Origin of the sequence: Streptomyces sp. NPDC093225 (assembly GCF_044753805.1) — a bacterium.
GTDB lineage: Bacteria > Actinomycetota > Actinomycetes > Streptomycetales > Streptomycetaceae > Streptomyces.
Window position 1 is genome coordinate 31,173 of record NZ_JBIVNX010000013.1, and the last position, 19,749, is coordinate 50,921.

The window sequence follows — 19,749 nt, forward strand, 5'->3', positions numbered from 1 at the left end:
CACTATCGGTCGATGCCGACCTCCTGCACTGCCTGGAAAGTCTGTCAACACCGCGCCGAACAAGCCACCCCCGCGCACAGCATGCCGTCCGACCAGTGGGACGCCCCCACCGGGGCGGGGTTCGCCCCGCTACGCTGACCGCGTACGCCCTTGTCAGAAGGGTGTAAAGCCGACAGCCGTCGCACACAGGGAGCACAACCATGGCTTCGTTGCCGAACCCGCCCGTCACCACCCAGAGCAGGGCGGATGCCCTCCGAGCCGCACTGGCCACCCGCGTGGTGGTCGCCGACGGCGCCATGGGAACGATGCTCCAGGCGCAGGACCCGACCCTCGAGGACTTCCAGAACCTCGAAGGCTGCAACGAGATCCTCAACCTGACCCGGCCGGACATCGTCCGCTCGGTCCACGAGGCCTACTTCTCCGTCGGCGTCGACGCCGTCGAGACCAACACCTTCGGCGCCAACCACTCCGCCCTCGGCGAGTACGACATCCCCGAGCGGGTGCACGAGCTGTCGGAGGCCGGTGCCCGGATCGCCCGCGAGACCGCGGACGCGTTCACCGCCTCCACGGGCCAGCAGCGCTGGGTGCTGGGTTCGATCGGTCCCGGTACGAAGCTGCCGACGCTGGGCCACATCGAGTACGGGACGATCCGCGACGCCTACCAGGCCAACGCGGAGGGCCTGCTCGCCGGCGGTGCGGACGCGCTGCTGATCGAGACCACCCAGGACCTCCTCCAGACCAAGGCCTCCGTCATCGCGGCCCGCCGCGCCCTCGACGCCCTCGGTGTGAACGTGCCGGTCATCTGCTCCGTCACGGTCGAGACCACCGGCACCATGCTGCTGGGGTCCGAGATCGGTGCGGCGCTGACGTCGCTGGAGCCGCTGGGCATCGACATGATCGGGCTCAACTGCGCGACGGGCCCCGCGGAGATGAGCGAGCACCTGCGCTACCTCGCGCGCAACTCGCGCATCCCGCTGTCCTGCATGCCCAACGCCGGCCTGCCCGTCCTGACCTCCGACGGCGCCCACTACCCGCTCACCCCGGCCGAGATGGCCGACGCCCAGGAGACGTTCGTCCGCGAGTACGGCCTGTCGCTGGTCGGCGGCTGCTGCGGCTCCACCCCCGAGCACCTGCGCCAGGTCGTGGAGCGGGTGCGGGGCCTGGCCCCCACCGTGCGCGAGCCGCGCCCCGAGCCGGGCGCCTCCTCCCTCTACCAGACCGTGCCGTTCCGCCAGGACACCTCCTACATGGCGATCGGCGAGCGGACGAACGCGAACGGGTCGAAGAAGTTCCGCGAGGCCATGCTGGAGGCCCGCTGGGACGACTGCGTGGAGATGGCCCGCGACCAGATCCGCGAGGGCGCCCACATGCTCGACCTGTGCGTCGACTACGTCGGCCGCGACGGCGTCACCGACATGGCCGAACTCGCCGGCCGCTTCGCCACCGCCTCCACCCTCCCCATCGTGCTGGACTCCACCGAGGTCGCGGTCATCCGCGCCGGCCTGGAGAAGCTCGGCGGCCGCGCGGTCATCAACTCCGTCAACTACGAGGACGGCGACGGCCCCGAGTCCCGCTTCGCGCAGGTCACCCGTCTCGCGCAGGAGCACGGCGCCGCCCTGATCGCCCTGACCATCGACGAGCAGGGCCAGGCCCGCACCGCCGAGCACAAGGTGGCCATCGCCCAGCGGCTGATCGAGGACCTCACCGGCAACTGGGGCATCCACGAGTCGGACATCCTCATCGACACCCTGACCTTCACGATCTGCACCGGCCAGGAGGAGTCCCGCCGGGACGGCATCGCCACGATCGAGGCGATCCGCGAGCTCAAGCGCCGCCACCCCGACGTCCAGACCACCCTGGGCCTGTCCAACATCTCCTTCGGTCTGAACCCGGCGGCCCGGATCCTGCTGAACTCGGTCTTCCTGGACGAGTGCGTCAAGGCGGGGCTGGACTCGGCCATCGTGCACGCCTCGAAGATCCTGCCCATCGCGCGGTTCGACGAGGAGCAGGTCACCACCGCCCTGGACCTGATCTACGACCGCCGTGCGGAGGGCTACGACCCGCTGCAGAAGCTGATGGCGCTGTTCGAGGGCGCCACGGCGAAGTCCCTGAAGGCCGGCAAGGCCGAGGAACTGGCCGCGCTGCCCCTGGAGGAGCGCCTGCAGCGCCGGATCGTCGACGGCGAGAAGAACGGGCTGGAGGCCGACCTCGAAGAGGCCCTGGCCACCCGCCCGGCCCTGGACATCGTCAACGACACCCTCCTGGAGGGCATGAAGGTCGTCGGCGAACTCTTCGGATCCGGTCAGATGCAGCTGCCCTTCGTGCTGCAGTCCGCCGAGGTCATGAAGACCGCCGTCGCCTACCTCGAGCCGCACATGGAGAAGTCCGACGCCGAGGGCAAGGGCACCATCGTCCTGGCCACGGTCCGCGGCGACGTCCACGACATCGGCAAGAACCTGGTCGACATCATCCTGTCGAACAACGGCTACAACGTGGTCAACCTGGGCATCAAGCAGCCCGTCTCCGCGATCGTCGAGGCCGCCGAGGAGCACCGGGCCGACGTGATCGGCATGTCCGGGCTGCTGGTGAAGTCGACGGTGATCATGAAGGAGAACCTCGAGGAGCTCAACCAGCGCAAGCTGGCCGCCGACTACCCCGTCATCCTCGGTGGCGCCGCGCTGACCCGTGCGTACGTCGAGCAGGACCTGCACGAGATCTACGAGGGCGAGGTCCGCTACGCCCGCGACGCCTTCGAGGGCCTCCGCCTCATGGACGCCCTGGTCGCGGTCAAGCGCGGTGTCCCGGGCGCCACCCTGCCCGAGCTCAAGCAGCGCCGGGTCGCCAAGCGCGACACCCCGGTGCTGGAGGTGGTGGAGCCCGAGGGCTCGGTGCGCTCGGACGTGGCGACGGACAACCCCGTGCCCGCCCCGCCCTTCTGGGACACCCGCGTGATCAAGGGCATCCCGCTGAAGGACTACGCCTCCTGGCTCGACGAGGGAGCCCTCTTCAAGGGCCAGTGGGGGCTCAAGGAGGCCCGTACCGGCGGACCCACCTACGAGGAGCTGGCCGAGACGGAGGGCCGGCCCCGCCTGCGCGGCCTGCTCGACCGCCTGCACACCGACAACCTCCTCGAAGCGGCGGTCGTCTACGGCTACTTCCCCTGCGTCTCCAAGGGCGACGACCTGATCATCCTCCACGAGGACGGATCGGAGCGGACCCGGTTCACCTTCCCGCGCCAGCGCCGCGGCCGCCGCCTGTGCCTGGCCGACTTCTTCCGCCCGGAGGACTCGGGGGAGACCGACGTGGTCGGCCTCCAGGTCGTCACGGTCGGCTCGAAGATCGGCGAGGCCACCGCCGAGCTGTTCGCCTCCGACTCCTACCGCGAGTACCTCGAGCTGCACGGCCTGTCCGTCCAGCTCGCCGAGGCCCTCGCCGAGTACTGGCACGCCCGCGTCCGCGCCGAGCTCGGCTTCGGCGGCGAGGACCCGAGCGCCATCGAGGACATGTTCGACCTGAAGTACCGGGGCGCCCGGTTCTCCCTGGGCTACGGGGCCTGCCCCAACCTCGAGGACCGCGCCAAGATCGCCGACCTGCTCCGGCCGGAGCGCATCGGGGTCCACCTGTCCGAGGAGTTCCAGCTCCACCCGGAGCAGTCCACGGACGCGATCGTGATCCACCACCCCGAGGCGAAGTACTTCAACGCCCGCTAGGACCAGCCCCCGGGGTTATTCCAGCGCAATTCGAGACGGATCGACGTACACTTGTCGGTCCCACACAGGCCGGTCGCCTGTTCCCCAGGACACATGCGTGTCCGCGGGAAGAGGTGACCGGCCTTCTCGTCCCTCCAGGAGCGTGCGCATGACCAGTACGGTTCCCCAGTCGGCCGCCCGTACGGCCGGCGGCTCGGCCCTGCAGGCGGTGCTGCTGGACATGGACGGCACGCTCGTCGACACCGAGGGCTTCTGGTGGGACGCCGAGGTCGAGGTCTTCGGAGAGCTCGGCCACCGCCTCGACGAGTCCTGGCGCGACGTCGTCGTCGGCGGGCCCATGAGCCGCAGCGCCGGCTACCTGATCGAGGCGACCGGCGCGGACATCACCGTGGCCGAGCTCAGCGTGCTGCTCAACGAGCGCTTCGAGGCCCGGATCGCCGACCGCGTCCCGCTCATGCCCGGTGCCCAGCGACTGCTGGCCGAGCTGGCCCGCAACAACGTCCCGGCCGCCCTGGTCTCCGCCTCGCACCGGCGCGTCATCGACCGGATCATGGCCTCCCTCGGCCCCGAGAACTTCGTCCTGAGCGTCGCCGGCGACGAGGTGGCCCGCACCAAGCCCCACCCCGACCCGTACCTGCACGCGGCCGGGGCCCTGGGCGCCCACCCGTCGCTGTGCGCCGTCATCGAGGACACCGCCACCGGTGTGGCCGCCGCCGAGGCCGCCGGCTGCCGGGTCGTCGCGGTGCCCTCCGTCGCCGCCATCGCGCCCGCGCCCGGCCGTACCGTCGTCTCCTCGCTGGAGGACGTCGACCTCGCCTTCCTGCGCCGCCTGATCACCGGCATGAACTGACCGGACACCTTCCGTCACCGGTCACCGTTCCGAGGCCGTCCCGCACCTGCGCGGGACGGCCTCAGCCATGTGCGGCCACCGGGCCCCGCAGGGCGCACGGACGCCCGTCAAGCGATGCGGAGGCCGAAATTCCATCAGTTGCCCCCGAGTTGGCGAGGTGACCTTTGTCACCTGATATGCACCCGTCAGCCCGTCCCGGAGCGCCCGGACACCTGCCGGTGTGTCCGTATTGATCAGGTCCGGACCGAAACATCTCCAGCCGGGCCCTACTCATGCGATACGCACTCATCACCGTGCGATTACACCCCCAATCAGGCCAGTTCCAGCCATCCCGCCCGGGCCCACTATCGTCAACGCGGGCACTTCGCAGCACCCTTTCGTGGCCCCTCCCGCACACACCCCTGTGCCGGGTCACGAGGACCGATCGTCACGACACCGGCCCGATCGTTCCCGCCCTACCGGGCGGCCGCGCGAAGTGCCCGCACCACCGCTTTGAAGCAAGTGCCGGGTTGAGGGAGAAATTCGAGGATGAACCGCAAGAATCTGGTGCTGGCGGCCGCAGCCGGCCTGCTCACCCCCGCGCTCGCCGCCTGCGGCAGCGCCGGCAGTGGGGGAGCGGGCAAGGGAGCGATCGTCGTCGGTACCACCGACCGGTTCGAGGCCGCCGACTACGCCCCTGCTCCGCTCGACCCCGCGTACGCCTACGACGCGGGCGCCTGGAACATCCTGCGCCAGACGCTCCAGACCCTGATGCACGTCCCGCGCGGCGGCGGTCAGCCCGTCCCCGAGGCGGCCTCCGACTGCCGGTTCACCGACACGGGCAACGAGAGCTACCGCTGCACCCTGCGCCCGGGCATGAAGTTCGCCAACGGCGACCCGCTCACCGCCAAGGACGTCAAGTTCTCCATCGAGCGCGTCCTGCGCATCAAGGACGAGAACGGCCCCGTCGGCCTCCTCTCCACCCTGGACACGGTCGAGACCACGGGCGAGGACACGGTCGTCTTCCACCTCAAGTCCCCCGACGCGACCTTCCCGTACAAGCTGTCCACGCCGGCCGCCGCCATCGTCAGCAGCAAGACGTACGCCGGCGACGAGCTGCGCGACGGCTTCGAGGTCGACGGCTCCGGCCCGTACACGATGAAGGCCGAGGTCGAGGACAACCAGCTGGTCCGCGCCGTCTTCACCAAGAACGAGAACTACCAGGGCGACCTGAAGGTCCAGAACGACAAGGTCGAGCTGCGCACCTTCACCGACTCCGCCGCCATGGGCGAGGCGCTCGACGAGGGCGGCATCGACATGATGTCCCGCACCCTGTCGCCCGCGCAGATCCAGCAGATGTCCAGCAGCCCCAAGAAGGGCGTCAAGCTCGTCCCGATGCCGGGCCTGGAGATCCGCTACCTCGCCTTCAACACCGAGGCCGCCCCGGTCAAGGAGAAGGCCGTCCGCCAGGCCGTCGCGGCCGTCGTCAACCGCGGCGAGCTCATCACCAAGGCCTACGGCACGGCCGCACTCCCGCTGTACTCGCTGGTCCCCTCCAGCGTCCCGGGCCACGTCAACTCGTTCTACAACAAGTACGGCGAGGCCGACACCGGCGCCGCGGCCGAGCTGCTGCGCGGGGCCGGCGTCCGCACCCCGGTCAAGCTGACCCTCAACTACACCACCGACCACTACGGTGACGGCACCGCCGTCGAGTTCGAGACCCTCAAGTCCCAGCTCGACGCCACCAAGCTGTTCGACGTCACCGTCAAGGGCACCCCGTGGGCCACGTACCGCCCCGCCCAGAAGAAGGGCGAGTACGCCGCCTACGGCCTCGGCTGGTTCCCCGACTTCCAGGACGCCGACAACTTCGTCGGACCGTTCCTGGAGAAGGACAACTTCCTCGGCACTTCGTACGCCAACCCCACCGTACGGAACAAGCTCATCCCCGAGTCCCGCCGGGCCACCGACCGCACCGACGCGGCCGACGCCTTCGGCAAGATCCAGGACATCGTGGCGGAAGACGTCCCGGTCCTGCCCCTGTGGCAGGCCAAGCAGTACGTCGCGGCTCGCGACGGCATCACCGGCGTCGAGTGGTCGGTCAACAACATCTCGGACCTCCAGCTCTGGGAGCTCGGCCGCGGCGTGAGCGGCTGACCCCCAGCGACAACCGGCAGCGCACCCCCGCGGGCCGGAGGACACCCCCAGTACAGACAGTGAGGCACGTTCGCGTGAGACGACGTAACCAGTGGTTGGCGGCCCCGCTCGGAGCGGCGACCGCAGCCGCCCTGCTCAGCGGTTGCGGTTCGGACGAGAGCGCATCCGCGGGCAGCGGGCAGACGGTGGTCATGGGAATGTCGGACGACGTACAGGCCGTGGACCCGGCCTCGGGTTACGACCCGGGCTCCTGGCTGCTGTTCAACAACGTCTTCCAGTCCCTGCTGCACTTCCCCAAGGGCAGCACCACCCCCGAGCCCGACGCCGCGCAGGAATGCGGCTTCGACGGCGGTGGCAGCCGCGTCTACCGCTGCACCCTGCGCTCCGGCCTGAAGTTCAGCAACGGCAACGACCTCACGTCCGAGGACGTCAAGTTCTCCTTCGAGCGCACGCTGAAGATCAACGACGACAGCGGCCCGGCCGTCATGCTCACCAACATCGCGAGCATGGACACCCCCGACGCCCAGACCGTCGTCTTCAAGCTCAAGACGCCCGACGCGACCTTCCCCAGCAAGATCGCGTCGGGCGCGGGCTCGATCGTCGACCACCGCGAGTACCCCGCCGACAAGGTCCGCACGGACGGCAAGGCGGTCGGCTCGGGCGTCTACATGCTGGAGTCCTTCGGCAAGGACAGCGCCAAGTTCTCGGTCAGCAAGACCTACAAGGGCGAGGCCAAGCCCAAGAACACCGGCGTCACCATGAAGTTCTTCCACAACGACCAGGCGGCCCTCAAGAAGGCCATCGAGGACGGCACGGTCGACTTCGCCTTCCGCGGCCTGGCCGCCAAGGACACCGCCGACCTCGGCGCCGGCGCCACCGCCGGCGACGGCTCGCAGATCGACGTCGTCCAGGGCGCCGGAGCCGAGGTCGAGCACCTCGTCTTCAACATGAACGACAAGACCGCCGGCCAGCTCGCCATCCGCCGGGCCGTCGCCTACCTCGTCGACCGCGAGGCCCTGGTCCGCGAGGTGTTCGCCGGCACCGCCATCCCGCTGTACTCGATCATCCCCTCGGGCATCAGCGCGCACACCACCCCGTTCTTCGACAAGTACGGCGGCTCCCCCCAGCCCGACAAGGCCAAGCAGGTCCTGCGCAAGGCCGGGATCACGGACAAGGTCAAGCTCACGCTCTGGTCCACGCCGTCCCGTTACGGCCCCAGCACCGACGCCGAGCTCGGCCTCATCGCCAAGCAGCTCAACGCGAGCGGCCTGTTCGACGCCGACATGAAGTCCGTCGAGTTCGAGCAGTACGAGAAGGACATCGCCGCCGGCAAGTACGGCGTCTACGTCAAGGGCTGGGTGCCCGACTACCCGGACCCCGACAACTTCACCCAGCCGTTCTTCGGCAAGGACAACGTCCTCGGCAACAACTACGAGAACGACGCCATCAACGGCGGGATCATCCCCAAGACCTCCGCCGCGGCCGACCGCACCCAGACCGACAAGGACTACACCAAGCTCCAGGACATCGTCGCCGACGACGTGCCGATCCTGCCCCTGTGGCAGAGCAAGCAGTACGCCGTCGCCCGCGACAACGTCACCGGCCTGCAGTGGTCCCTCGACGCCTCGACGGTCTTCCGCTTCTGGGAGATCAGCAAGGGCTGACCCCCGCCGCCGGCCCGGCCCCCCGTACGGGCGGGCCGGGCCGGCCCCCGAACGCACCGCCGTGCAGCAGGGCCGGGCCGCCGCTTCCCGCGGCGACCCGGCCCTTCGGCGTGCCACGGCCACCGGCGACCGGCCGTGCCGACCTGCGGCCGCACGGACCGGCGGCCCGCCCCGCCGCCTACCCGGGCATCCGGCTACTGCGCCCCCGGGCGCACCAGCCCGCTCTCGTACGCGTACACGGCCGCCTGCACCCGGTCCCGCAGCCCCAGCTTCGTCAGCACGTGCCCCACGTGCGTCTTGACCGTCGTCTCGCTCACGAACAGGTCCGCCGCGATCTCGGCGTTCGACAGGCCCCGAGCCACCAGCTTCAGCACCTCGACCTCCCGCTCCGTCAGCGTGCCCAGCGTGTCCGGCACCGGCTCCTCGCCCGACGGCAGGTGGCCCGCGTACTTGTCGAGCAGCCGCCGCGTGATGCTCGGCGCCAACATCGCCTCGCCCGCCGCCACCACCCGGATCGCCTGCACCAGCTCCGCCGCCGGCGCGTCCTTCAGCAGGAACCCGCTCGCCCCCGCCCGCAGCGCCTCCACCACGTACTCGTCCAGGTCGAACGTGGTCAGCACCAGCACCTTCACCGGCCCCGACCGGTCCGGGCCGGTGATCTGCCGGGTCGCCTCCACCCCGTCCATCCGCGGCATCCGGATGTCCATCAGCACCACGTCCGGCTGCAGCGCCCGCACCTGCTCCAGCGCCTGCAGACCGTCACCGGCCTCACCCACCACCGCGAGGTCCGCCTCCGCCTCCAGGATCATCCGGAAACCGGTGCGCAGCAGCGGCTGGTCGTCCACCAACAGGACACGGATCGCCACGGGAAACCTCTTCGCGCTCGTCTTCGTCGTCGGCGGCACCGCGGACCGTCACCGCGGTGCCCCTCCCGGCATATCAGGACTCGGCCGGAAGCACCGCATCCTGTCGCGGGATGATCGTCAGCGGATACGGCGGCGGCGTCCCCCCGAACTCCGGACACACCGCCCGGTGGTCGCACCAACCGCACAGCTTCGTCGGCCGCGGCCGCCAGTCACCCGACTCCGTCGCCTCCCGGATGGCCTCCCACAGCGCCAGCAGCTTGCGCTCCACGCGCTCGAGGTCCCCCGGCACCGGGTCGTACGTCAGCACGTCCCCCGACCCCAGGTACACCAGCTGCAACCGCCGGGGCACCACGTTCCGCAGCCGCCACACCACCAGCGCGTAGAACTTCATCTGGAACAGCGCGCCGTCCGCGTACTCCGCCCGCGGCGCCTTGCCCGTCTTGTAGTCGACGATCCGCACCTCGCCCGTCGGCGCCACGTCCACCCGGTCGATGATCCCCCGCAGCCGGAGCCCCGAATCCAGCTCGGCCTCGACGAAGAACTCCCGCTCCACCGGCTCCAGCCGCGTCGGGTCCTCCAGCGTGAACCAGCGCTCCACCAGCGCCTCGGCCTCCGCCAGCCAGCCCGTCAGCCGCTCCCCGTCCGCGTCGCCCTCGAACAGCTCCGCCAGCTCCGGCCTGGACTCCAACAGCCGGTCCCACTGACCCGGCAGCAGCTCCTTCGCCCGCGGCACCGTGCGCTCCGCGGCAGGATGGTCGAAGAGACGCTCCAGCACGGCGTGCACCAGCGTCCCGCGGGTAGCCGCGGCACTGGGCTTCTCCGGCAGCCGGTCGATCACCCGGAACCGGTACAGCAGCGGACACTGCATGAAGTCGCTCGCCCGCGACGGCGACAACGACGTGGGCCGGGCCGCCTCGGCGGTCCGCTCGGGTACGGACGCCACCGCGTCCGGCGCCGGGGTGTCGGGGCGGGACCCGGGCGTACCGGGGCTGGGCGCGGGCGCCGCGGGGCTCGTCTCCATGACCCACCACCCTACGGCCCGCCACCGACAGCGCGGCATACCATCGACGACGACCCCCCTCACACTGCATGATCGAGGCATCACATTCCGACAGGAAGGCAACCGTGGCCGACAGCGACGCAACCGGGGACGAGAACAAGCGCCCCCCGCGCGACCCCGGACCCGGCGGCGGCCTCCCCATGGGCCGCCCCTTCGGCGTGCCCGTCTACGTGGCCCCCAGCTGGTTCCTCGTCGCGGCCCTGATCACCTGGGTCTTCGGCGGCCAGCTCGACCGGATCCTCCCCGACCTCGGCCTGCTGCGCTACCTCGTCGCCCTGTTCTTCGCGATCGCCTTCTACGCCTCCGTCCTCGTCCACGAACTCGCCCACACCGTCGCCGCCCTGCGCTTCCGGCTCCCCGTGCGCCGCATCCAGCTCCAGTTCTTCGGCGGCGTCTCCGAGATCGAGAAGGAGTCCGAGACCCCCGGCCGCGAGTTCGTCCTCGCCTTCGTCGGCCCCTTGCTCTCCCTCGTCCTCGCAGGCCTCTTCTACGCCGGCATGCAGGCCGTCGAACCCGGCACCGTCCCCGGCGTCCTCCTCGCCGGCCTGATGATCTCCAACCTGATCGTCGCCGCCTTCAACCTGCTGCCCGGCCTCCCGCTCGACGGCGGCCGCATGCTGCGCGCCGTCGTCTGGGGCATCACCGGCAACCCCATGACCGGCACCGTCGCCGCCGCCTGGGTCGGCCGCGCCCTCGCCGTCGCCGTCCTCGTCGGCCTCCCGCTGCTCACCCAGACCGGGTTCCTGGGCACCGAGGCCGCCGACACCGTCGGCATGGACACCGTCACCGACGCCCTGCTCGCCGCGATCCTCGCCGCCATCATCTGGACCGGCGCCGGCAACAGCCTCCGCATGGCCCGGCTCCGCCAGCACCTGCCCGAACTGCGCGCCCGCGCCCTCACCCGCCGCGCCGCCCCCGTCGAGGCCGCCACCCCCCTCTCCGAGGCGCTCCGCCGCGCCAACGAGGCCGGCGCCCGCGCGCTCGTCGTCACCGACGGGCAGGGCAACCCCATCGCCCTCGTCCGCGAGAGCGCCATCGCCGCCGTCCCCGAGCACCGCCGCCCCTGGGTCCCGGTCAGCTCCGTGGCGCAGGACCTCACCGACGGCATGAAGGTTTCCGCAGACCTCGTCGGCGAAGAGCTCATCGACACCCTCCGCACCGCCCCCGCCACCGAGTACCTCGTCCTCGAACCCACCGGCGAGATCTACGGCGTGCTCTCCGCCGCCGATGTCGAGAAGGCCTTCGTCAAGGCCATGGCACGGCCGTCCGCATAACCCCGGTACTCTGGTCACATGTCCGAACCGACCGGTGCCGCCCGCCGTCGCGGGCCCTTCAAGGTCGGGGACCAGGTCCAGCTCACCGACCCCAAGGGACGCCACTACACCTTCACGCTCGAAGCCGGGAAGAACTTCCACACCCACAAGGGTTCCTTCCCCCACGACGAGCTGATCGGTGCTCCCGAGGGCAGTGTTGTCCGTACCACCGGGAACGTCGCGTACCTCGCGCTGCGCCCGCTGCTCCCCGACTACGTCCTGTCCATGCCCCGCGGCGCCGCCGTGGTCTACCCCAAGGACGCGGGCCAGATCCTGGCCTTCGCCGACATCTTCCCCGGCGCCCGCGTCGTGGAAGCGGGAGTGGGCTCCGGCTCCCTGAGCAGCTTCCTGCTGCGCGCCATCGGCGACCAGGGCATGCTGCACAGCTACGAGCGACGCGCGGACTTCGCCGAGATCGCCACGCAGAACGTGGAGCGCTACTTCGGTGGCCCCCACCCCGCGTGGCAGCTCACCGTCGGCGACCTCCAGGACAACCTCTCCGACACGGACGTCGACCGGGTCATACTCGACATGCTCGCCCCCTGGGAGTGCCTGGAGGCCGTCTCCAAGGCCCTGGTCCCCGGCGGCATCCTCTGCTGCTACGTGGCCACCACCACCCAGCTGTCCAAGACCGTCGAGTCCATCCGTGAGGCCGGCTGCTTCGCCGAGCCCCAGCCGTGGGAATCGATGATCCGCAACTGGCACGTCGAGGGCCTCGCCGTCCGCCCGGACCACCGGATGATCGGCCACACCGGCTTCCTTGTCACCGCCCGCCGCCTCGCCGACGGCGTCGAGCCCCCGCTGCGCCGCCGCCGCCCCGCCAAGGGCGCGTACGGCGAGGACTACGAGGGCCCCGGCAGCCAGTCCGGCGGCTCCGGCCGCGGCTGACGCCCGCTCCGGCAGGGACCGACCCCACCAACACCACGGCGCCGTGCCCCCGTTACCGCCACCGGCGGCAGAACTGGGGCACGGCGCCCTTTCGTTGCCGCCCGCGACGGACGCGGCGCGCAGCGGCCGGGTCCACCGTCCGACAGGGCCCGGAGCGCACCGGGCCGGGCCGTCCCGGCCACCGTCGGACCCGGCCGTTCCGCACCGGTGTGAGGTGTGGCACGATGCTGGCTCAGCCCCGGCAGCACTCGCACTGGAGACACCCCGCGTGCAGACCCCCGCCCTCCCGGAACTGGCCCACACCCGCACCCGGCCCGTCCACTGGGTCGCCACGGCGGCGGCCATGGCCGCGGTGGTCGCGGGCGCCGGACTGCTCCAGCCCCAGCGCGCCGCCGGCACCGCGCACGCGGCCCCGGGACCCGCACCCGCCGCACCCGACCCCACCGGGGTCGACTTCCCCCTGGACTGCCACGGCTTCCCCGAGAAGATCACCGCCCGTGCCGCGGGCGACCTCGACGGCGACGGCCGCCCCGAGACCGTGGCGGCCGTCCGCTGCGACGCCGGATCGGGCACCCCGCCGCACGGGATCTACGTACTCACCCGCGAAACGGCCGAAAACGCTCGACCCCGCGTCGTCGCCACCCTGCTCTCGCCCGCGAAACGGCGCATCGTGACCGCCCTCGCCGTCCGCGAGGGCGCCGTCACCGCCGAGCTCAGCGGCTACTCGTCACTCGACGTGCCCCGCTGCTGCCCCGACCTCACCCGTGACGCCGCCTGGCGTTGGACCGGCAGGGCGTTCGTCGAGAGCGATCGATCGGAACCGGCCACGTCGGGGAGTGTGTGATCCGTCACTCCGCGTCAGGGCCGTAGACCTCGACCCTGTCCGAAACACGCCTTACGTGGATGCAGTCGCCCGGGCACTCCTTCGCCGAGTCGACCACGTCCTGCAGCAGCGGCAGCGGCACCGGCGTCGTCGCCCCCGCCTCCTGCAGCAGCTCGTCGTCGGCGCTCTTCACGTACGCCAGGCCGTCGATGTCCAGCTCGAAGACCTCCGGCGCGTACTGCACGCAGATCCCGTCCCCGGTGCACAGGTCCTGATCGATCCAGACCTCCAGGGCCTCCTGGCCCTCACCGGCGGACTCCGCGGCCACCTCGTGCTGCACGGTCATCTCTCCTGCACTTCCCTGCGCGCTGTGATCCAACAAGACGCAAGTCGCGCCAGCCCCGACGGGTGTTGAACGGTTCGACCTTACAACCGGCCGCTTTCAGATGTTGATGGGTGGGTATTCCCCTGGCGTGAGGGAGTACGCAAGGGTGAAGATCAGACACACCCCTACCGTCTTTGTGATCTAGGGGTTTCAATCACCACCAGCCCAGGTAGGGTCAGGAAGCGTCCAGCTCCCCTTGGAGGAGGTGAGGACCGTGGCAGCCCACGACGACGACATCAACCGCGGCATCCGGCCGGGGCGGGGGTCCGATGACCCCGCCGGTCAGGTTGCCTATCTCGAGCAGGAAATCGCCGTCCTGCGCCGGAAGCTCGCCGACTCTCCGCGACACACGAGGATTCTCGAAGAGCGGATCGTCGAGCTGCAGACCAACCTGGCCGGCGTCTCCGCTCAGAACGAACGACTGGCGAACACACTCCGTGAGGCCCGCGACCAGATCGTCGCCCTCAAGGAAGAAGTCGACCGCCTCGCACAGCCGCCGGCCGGATTCGGCGTCTTTCTCCAGGCGAACGAGGACGGCACCGTCGACATCTTCACCGGAGGTCGAAAGCTCCGCGTGAACGTGAGCCCCAGCGTCGAGCCGGAAGACCTCCGGCGCGGCCAGGAGGTCATGCTCAACGAAGCGCTCAACGTGGTCGAGGCCATGGAATACGAGCGCTCCGGCGACATCGTCACCCTCAAGGAAGTCCTCGAGGACGGCGAGCGCGCCCTCGTCATCGGCCACACCGACGAGGAGCGGGTGGTCCGGCTCGCCGAGCCCCTGCTCGACATCACCCTCCGCTCCGGCGACGCCCTCCTGCTCGACGCCCGGTCCGGGTACGTGTACGAGGTCATCCCCAAGAGCGAGGTCGAGGAGCTCGTCCTCGAAGAGGTCCCGGACATCGACTACGACAAGATCGGCGGCCTGGGCAACCAGATCGAGCTGATCCGCGACGCCGTCGAGCTCCCCTACCTCTACCCCGACCTCTTCAAGGAGCACGAACTGCGGCCGCCCAAGGGCGTCCTGCTGTACGGGCCCCCCGGCTGCGGCAAGACGCTCATCGCCAAGGCCGTCGCCAACTCCCTTGCGAAGAAGGTCGCCGAGGTCTCCGGCCAGCCCGCCGGGAAGTCCTACTTCCTGAACATCAAGGGCCCCGAGCTCCTCAACAAGTACGTCGGCGAGACCGAGCGGCACATCCGCCTCGTCTTCCAGCGGGCCCGCGAGAAGGCCAGCGAGGGCACCCCCGTCATCGTCTTCTTCGACGAGATGGAGTCGCTCTTCCGCACCCGCGGCTCCGGCGTCAGCTCCGACGTCGAGAACACCATCGTCCCCCAGCTCCTCGCCGAGATCGACGGCGTCGAGGGCCTGGAGAACGTGATCGTGATCGGCGCCTCCAACCGCGAGGACATGATCGACCCGGCCATCCTGCGCCCCGGCCGACTCGACGTGAAGATCAAGATCGAGCGTCCCGACGCCGAGGCGGCCAAGGACATCTTCACGAAGTACCTCAAGGCCTCCCTGCCCCTGCACACGGACGACCTGTCCGAACACCAGGGCTCCCCGGAGACCACGGTCGCCAGCATGATCCAGACCGTCGTCGAGCAGATGTACGCGGAATCCGAGGAGAACCGCTTCCTCGAAGTCACGTACGCGAACGGCGACAAGGAAGTCCTTTACTTCAAGGACTTCAACTCCGGCGCCATGATCCAGAACATCGTGGACCGGGCCAAGAAGATGGCGATCAAGAACTTCCTCGACCACAACCAAAAGGGCCTCCGCGTCTCGCACCTCCTCCAGGCCTGCGTGGACGAGTTCAAGGAGAACGAGGACCTCCCGAACACCACCAACCCCGACGACTGGGCCCGGATCTCCGGAAAGAAGGGCGAGCGGATCGTATTCATCCGTACCCTCGTCACCGGAAAGCAGGGCGCGGACACCGGACGCTCCATCGACACGGTGGCGAACACCGGTCAGTACCTCTGAAAAACAGGGCGGCTGCGGGTGCCCTACCACGGGCACCCGCAGCCGACTGCATTTCCGGCCGGAACCGCACTCACGGCAATGACCGAAATGATCTCCCCAGCAGCGCGGAGCCGTTCTAGGCTCTTCCGTACCGCCGGCCGCGCGAACGCGGAGACGGGCACCGCACACGCACCCACCGCACACGCACCGGAGCACCAGCGGTACTTGAGCGCCGCTCCCGAAGCGGAGCGCCGCCGGGCAAGGAGGGCCGCATGACCGTACGGCGAGTAATGGGCATCGAGACGGAGTACGGGATCTCCGTCCCCGGCCACCCCAACGCCAATGCCATGCTCACCTCGTCCCAGATCGTCAACGCCTACGCGGCGGCGATGCACCGGGCGCGCCGCGCCCGCTGGGACTTCGAGGAGGAGAACCCGCTGCGGGACGCCCGCGGCTTCGACCTCGCCCGTGAGGCCGCCGACAGCAGCCAGCTCACCGACGAGGACATCGGCCTCGCCAACGTCATCCTCACCAACGGCGCCCGCCTCTACGTCGACCACGCCCACCCCGAGTACAGCTCGCCCGAGGTCACCAACCCCCGCGACGCCGTCCTCTGGGACAAGGCCGGCGAACGGATCATGGCCGAGGCCGCCGAGCGCGCCGCCCAGCTCCCCGGCGCCCAGCCCATCCACCTCTACAAGAACAACACCGACAACAAGGGCGCCTCCTACGGCACGCACGAGAACTACCTGATGAAGCGGGAGACCCCCTTCTCGGACATCGTGCGCCACCTGACGCCCTTCTTCGTCAGCCGCCAGGTCGTCACCGGCGCCGGCCGCGTCGGCATCGGCCAGGACGGTCGCGAGCACGGCTTCCAGATCAGCCAGCGCGCCGACTACTTCGAGGTCGAGGTCGGTCTGGAGACCACCCTCAAGCGGCCCATCATCAACACCCGCGACGAGCCGCACTCGGACGCGGAGAAGTACCGCCGGCTGCACGTGATCATCGGCGACGCCAACCTCTCCGAGATCTCCACCTACCTCAAGCTCGGCACCACGGCCCTGGTGCTGTCCATGATCGAGGACAACTTCATCACCGTGGACCTGGCCGTGGAGCAGCCGGTGCGGACCCTGCACCAGGTCTCCCACGACCCCGGTCTGACCCAGCTGATCACGCTGCGCAGCGGCCGCACGCTGACCGCCGTGCAGCTTCAGATGGAGTACTTCGAGCTCGCCCGAAAGTACGTAGAGGAGCGTTTCGGGGTCGACGCGGACGAGCAGACCAAGGACGTCCTCACTCGGTGGGAGGACGTGCTGAACCGGCTCGAGGGCGACCCGATGAGCCTGTCCGGCGAGCTCGACTGGATCGCCAAGCGGGAGATCCTCGAGGGCTACCGGCGCCGGGACGGACTGGACTGGGACGCGGCCCGGCTGCACCTGGTCGACCTGCAGTACTCCGACGTACGGCCCGACAAGGGCCTGTACAACCGTCTGGTGGCCCGCGGCAAGATGAAGCGGCTCCTGTCCGAGGACGCCGTCGAGCGGGCCGAGAGCAAGCCGCCCGAGGACACCCGGGCGTACTTCCGCGGGCGCTGCCTGGAGCAGTACGCGGACGACGTCGCGGCCGCCTCCTGGGACTCGGTGATCTTCGACCTCCCGGGCCGCGACTCCCTCCAGCGGGTCCCCACCCTGGAACCCCTCCGGGGTACCCGCAAGCACGTCAAGGAACTGCTCGACCGCTGCCGGACCGCGGAGGACCTGGTCCGGGTCCTGTCGGGCAGCTGAACGCGGCTGAAAGCCGGTCCGTCCGGGAATCATGGAAGTAATCCCGGACGTACGAAAAGTACGGGACCGAAAGTCAGACCCTCCTTGTAGGGTCTGAGCAGGGTCTGATCTTGAGATCTCGAACCGAGTAGCGGGGTGAGGTAGACATGGCGACCAAGGACACCGGCGGCGGGCAGCAGAAGGCCACGCGCTCCACCGAAGAGGTGGAGGAGCAGACCGCGGAGGCGGCCACCGACCTCAAGGAGCGGCAGGAGAAGCTCTCGGACGACGTCGACTCCGTCCTCGACGAAATCGATGACGTACTCGAGGAGAACGCCGAGGATTTCGTGAGGTCATTCGTACAAAAGGGCGGCCAGTAAGGTCACCTGACCTTCGAATCGAAGATCTCGCGGGGGGCGGGTCGCTGAGTGGGAGCTGTGGCGGTGCTCCGGCGCCGCCACGGTCCCGACCGGCGTCTCCGGGCGTGCCGCGCACCTCCTCGACCGCTCCGGCGGCGCATGTGGATCATCACCGCCGGGCGGGTAAGGTCCCACCCGTACCGCGTACCAACAGCAGTTCAGGCATCGGCACGTTGGGAATCCGTCCCGACGAGCAGCGTCGGGCCGTCACATACCTGGAGGGACAGGCGTGGAAGCCAATTTTGATCGCACCGGGCGTCTACCAGCTGCCTTCCTGACGCCGGGGTCCTCGTCCTTCATGGACTTCCTGGGGAGCCACGCGCCGGAGATGCTCCCGGGCGGCCGGAAGCTGCCGGAGGGCATCGTCGAGGCGCCGCACGGCACCACGATCGTGGCGGCGACGTTCCCCGGCGGGGTCGTGCTCGCAGGTGACCGGCGGGCCACGATGGGCAACATGATCGCGCAGCGCGACATCGAGAAGGTCTTCCCGGCCGACGAGTACTCCGCGGTGGGCATCGCGGGTACGGCCGGCCTGGCCGTCGAGATGGTCAAGCTGTTCCAGCTGGAGCTGGAGCACTTCGAGAAGGTCGAGGGCGCCACGCTCTCTCTGGAGGGCAAGGCCAACCGCCTCTCCACCATGATCCGCAGCAACCTCGGCATGGCCATGCAGGGCCTGGCCGTGGTGCCCCTCTTCGCCGGCTGGGACGAGGGCAGGGAGAAGGGCCGGATCTTCTCCTACGACGTCACCGGCGGCCGCTCCGAGGAGCACGGGTACGCCGCCACCGGCTCCGGCTCGATCTTCGCCCGCGGGTCGATGAAGAAGCTCTACCGCGACGACCTGACGGAGGAGCAGGCCACGACCCTCGTCGTGCAGGCCCTCTACGACGCGGCCGACGACGACTCGGCGACCGGTGGTCCGGACCTGGCCCGCCGGATCTTCCCGATCGTCACCGTCATCACCGACGAGGGCTTCCGGAGGCTCACGGAAGACGAGTCCGCGGCACTGGCCCGCTCGATCACCGAGCGCCGCCTGGAACAGCCCGACGGGCCGCGCGCCGCGCTGCTCTGACCATTCGTCATCGAGTTCGTCACTGAGAAGGAAGGGACGGATAGCCGGTGTCGACGCCGTTCTATGTGTCACCCCAGCAGGCCATGGCCGACCGGGCGGAATACGCCCGCAAGGGCATCGCCCGCGGCCGCAGCCTCGTCGTGCTGCAGTACGCCGACGGAATCGTGTTCGTCGGCGAGAACCCGTCCCGCGCGCTGCACAAGTTCAGCGAGATCTACGACCGGATCGGCTTCGCGGCCGCCGGCAAGTACAACGAGTACGAGAACCTGCGCATCGGCGGTGTCCGGTACGCGGACCTGCGCGGCTACACGTACGACCGTGACGACGTCACGGCCCGCGGTCTGGCGAACGTGTACGCCCAGACGCTCGGCACGATCTTCTCGTCGGCGGGCGAGAAGCCGTACGAGGTGGAGCTGGTGGTCGCGGAGGTCGGTGCGACGGCCGCGGGCGACCAGATCTACCGGCTCCCGCACGACGGGTCGATCGTGGACGAGCACGGCTCGGTCGCGGTCGGCGGCAACGCCGAGTCGATCAGCAGCTACCTCGACCAGCGGCACCGGGACGGCATGTCCCTGCCGGAGGCGCTGAAGCTGGCGGTGCAGGCGCTGTCCAGCCAGGCCAACGGGTCGGACCGGGACATTCCGGCGGACCGGCTGGAGGTGGCGGTGCTGGACCGTACGCGGAGCCAGCAGCGCAAGTTCAAGCGGATCCGGGGGCGGCAGCTGGAGCGGCTGCTGCAGCCGGAGGTGTCGAAGGAGACGCAGGCGGAGGTCGTCTCGAGCGACGCCGCCTCGGAGGACGACGGAGAGTAGTCCGTCCTCTCCTCCGGTCACGCGCCCCGGTCCC

The 19,749-nt window shown here is 69.9% G+C and carries 14 protein-coding genes and 1 pseudogene; 12 read left to right on the forward strand and 3 right to left on the reverse strand.

Translation table 11 applies throughout. From position 1 onward, the window contains the following. Window positions 1-200: 200 nt before the first annotated feature. The 4 genes from metH to ACIQCH_RS14605 all read left to right on the forward strand — a co-directional run bounded on the left by metH (window position 201) and on the right by ACIQCH_RS14605 (window position 8,357). Window positions 201-3,710, forward strand: coding sequence for a methionine synthase (metH, locus tag ACIQCH_RS14590; protein ID WP_402581030.1), 3,510 nt, complete (start codon window positions 201-203; stop codon window positions 3,708-3,710). Between the two features lie 148 nt (window positions 3,711-3,858). After that, window positions 3,859-4,560 (forward strand): HAD family hydrolase, encoded by a 702-nt coding sequence (locus tag ACIQCH_RS14595; RefSeq protein ID WP_402581031.1) that lies wholly within the window; start codon window positions 3,859-3,861, stop codon window positions 4,558-4,560. Window positions 4,561-5,088: 528 nt separating this feature from the next. After that, window positions 5,089-6,693, forward strand: coding sequence for an ABC transporter substrate-binding protein (locus ACIQCH_RS14600; protein WP_402581032.1), 1,605 nt, complete (start codon window positions 5,089-5,091; stop codon window positions 6,691-6,693). A 74-nt stretch (window positions 6,694-6,767) separates the two neighbouring features. Next, complete coding sequence (locus ACIQCH_RS14605) at window positions 6,768-8,357, forward strand: ABC transporter substrate-binding protein (protein ID WP_402581033.1); 1,590 nt, start codon at window positions 6,768-6,770, stop codon at window positions 8,355-8,357. Window positions 8,358-8,551: 194 nt separating this feature from the next. Here the strand turns inward: ACIQCH_RS14605 and ACIQCH_RS14610 are convergent, their stop codons facing one another. Both ACIQCH_RS14610 and ACIQCH_RS14615 read right to left on the reverse strand, forming a co-directional pair. Then, complete coding sequence (locus ACIQCH_RS14610; RefSeq protein WP_402581034.1) at window positions 8,552-9,223, reverse strand: response regulator; 672 nt, start codon at window positions 9,221-9,223, stop codon at window positions 8,552-8,554. A gap of 73 nt (window positions 9,224-9,296) precedes the next feature. Beyond that, window positions 9,297-10,244: a RecB family exonuclease gene (locus tag ACIQCH_RS14615; RefSeq protein ID WP_402581035.1), complete on the reverse strand. Its 948-nt coding sequence runs from the start codon at window positions 10,242-10,244 to the stop codon at window positions 9,297-9,299. Between the two features lie 149 nt (window positions 10,245-10,393). Here ACIQCH_RS14615 and ACIQCH_RS14620 point away from each other — a divergent pair. The 3 genes and pseudogenes from ACIQCH_RS14620 to ACIQCH_RS14630 form a co-directional block, all read left to right on the forward strand. Further along, window positions 10,394-11,557: pseudogene (locus tag ACIQCH_RS14620) on the forward strand (site-2 protease family protein); the annotation flags it as partial. A gap of 18 nt (window positions 11,558-11,575) precedes the next feature. Further along, window positions 11,576-12,484: a tRNA (adenine-N1)-methyltransferase gene (locus ACIQCH_RS14625; RefSeq protein ID WP_030193007.1), complete on the forward strand. Its 909-nt coding sequence runs from the start codon at window positions 11,576-11,578 to the stop codon at window positions 12,482-12,484. A gap of 268 nt (window positions 12,485-12,752) precedes the next feature. Beyond that, a complete protein-coding gene (locus tag ACIQCH_RS14630; protein ID WP_402581036.1) occupies window positions 12,753-13,328 on the forward strand; it encodes a hypothetical protein in 576 nt (191 codons plus the stop codon). Between the two features lie 4 nt (window positions 13,329-13,332). Here the strand turns inward: ACIQCH_RS14630 and ACIQCH_RS14635 are convergent, their stop codons facing one another. Beyond that, window positions 13,333-13,653, reverse strand: coding sequence for a ferredoxin (locus ACIQCH_RS14635; RefSeq protein WP_402581037.1), 321 nt, complete (start codon window positions 13,651-13,653; stop codon window positions 13,333-13,335). 253 nt (window positions 13,654-13,906) lie between these two features. Between ACIQCH_RS14635 and arc the strand changes: the two genes are divergently transcribed. The 5 genes from arc to prcA all read left to right on the forward strand — a co-directional run bounded on the left by arc (window position 13,907) and on the right by prcA (window position 19,715). Then, the gene (arc, locus tag ACIQCH_RS14640; RefSeq protein WP_402581038.1) at window positions 13,907-15,673 is read left to right on the forward strand and encodes a proteasome ATPase; all 1,767 of its coding nucleotides are present in this window, start codon (window positions 13,907-13,909) and stop codon (window positions 15,671-15,673) included. A gap of 251 nt (window positions 15,674-15,924) precedes the next feature. Continuing rightward, window positions 15,925-17,436: a depupylase/deamidase Dop gene (gene dop / locus ACIQCH_RS14645; protein ID WP_402581039.1), complete on the forward strand. Its 1,512-nt coding sequence runs from the start codon at window positions 15,925-15,927 to the stop codon at window positions 17,434-17,436. Window positions 17,437-17,582: 146 nt separating this feature from the next. Then, window positions 17,583-17,795 carry a ubiquitin-like protein Pup gene (locus ACIQCH_RS14650; protein WP_030192998.1) on the forward strand — a complete coding sequence of 71 codons (213 nt, stop codon included), beginning with the start codon at window positions 17,583-17,585 and terminating at the stop codon, window positions 17,793-17,795. 268 nt (window positions 17,796-18,063) lie between these two features. Further along, window positions 18,064-18,903: a proteasome subunit beta gene (prcB, locus tag ACIQCH_RS14655; protein ID WP_402581040.1), complete on the forward strand. Its 840-nt coding sequence runs from the start codon at window positions 18,064-18,066 to the stop codon at window positions 18,901-18,903. 47 nt (window positions 18,904-18,950) lie between these two features. Then, window positions 18,951-19,715, forward strand: coding sequence for a proteasome subunit alpha (gene prcA / locus ACIQCH_RS14660; protein WP_402581041.1), 765 nt, complete (start codon window positions 18,951-18,953; stop codon window positions 19,713-19,715). Window positions 19,716-19,749 lie beyond the last annotated feature (34 nt).

Excerpts from the sequence above, each read along its gene's own strand:
- ACIQCH_RS14595 (WP_402581031.1), top strand. The coding sequence starts at position 3,859 with ATGACCAGTACGGTTCCCCAGTCGGCCGCCCGTACGGCCGGCGGCTCG.
- ACIQCH_RS14625 (WP_030193007.1), top strand. The coding sequence starts at position 11,576 with ATGTCCGAACCGACCGGTGCCGCCCGCCGTCGCGGGCCCTTCAAGGTC.
- metH (WP_402581030.1), top strand. The coding sequence starts at position 201 with ATGGCTTCGTTGCCGAACCCGCCCGTCACCACCCAGAGCAGGGCGGAT.
- ACIQCH_RS14650 (WP_030192998.1), top strand. The coding sequence starts at position 17,583 with ATGGCGACCAAGGACACCGGCGGCGGGCAGCAGAAGGCCACGCGCTCC.
- dop (WP_402581039.1), top strand. The coding sequence starts at position 15,925 with ATGACCGTACGGCGAGTAATGGGCATCGAGACGGAGTACGGGATCTCC.
- ACIQCH_RS14600 (WP_402581032.1), top strand. The coding sequence starts at position 5,089 with ATGAACCGCAAGAATCTGGTGCTGGCGGCCGCAGCCGGCCTGCTCACC.
- ACIQCH_RS14615 (WP_402581035.1), bottom strand. The coding sequence starts at position 10,244 with ATGGAGACGAGCCCCGCGGCGCCCGCGCCCAGCCCCGGTACGCCCGGG.
- ACIQCH_RS14635 (WP_402581037.1), bottom strand. The coding sequence starts at position 13,653 with ATGACCGTGCAGCACGAGGTGGCCGCGGAGTCCGCCGGTGAGGGCCAG.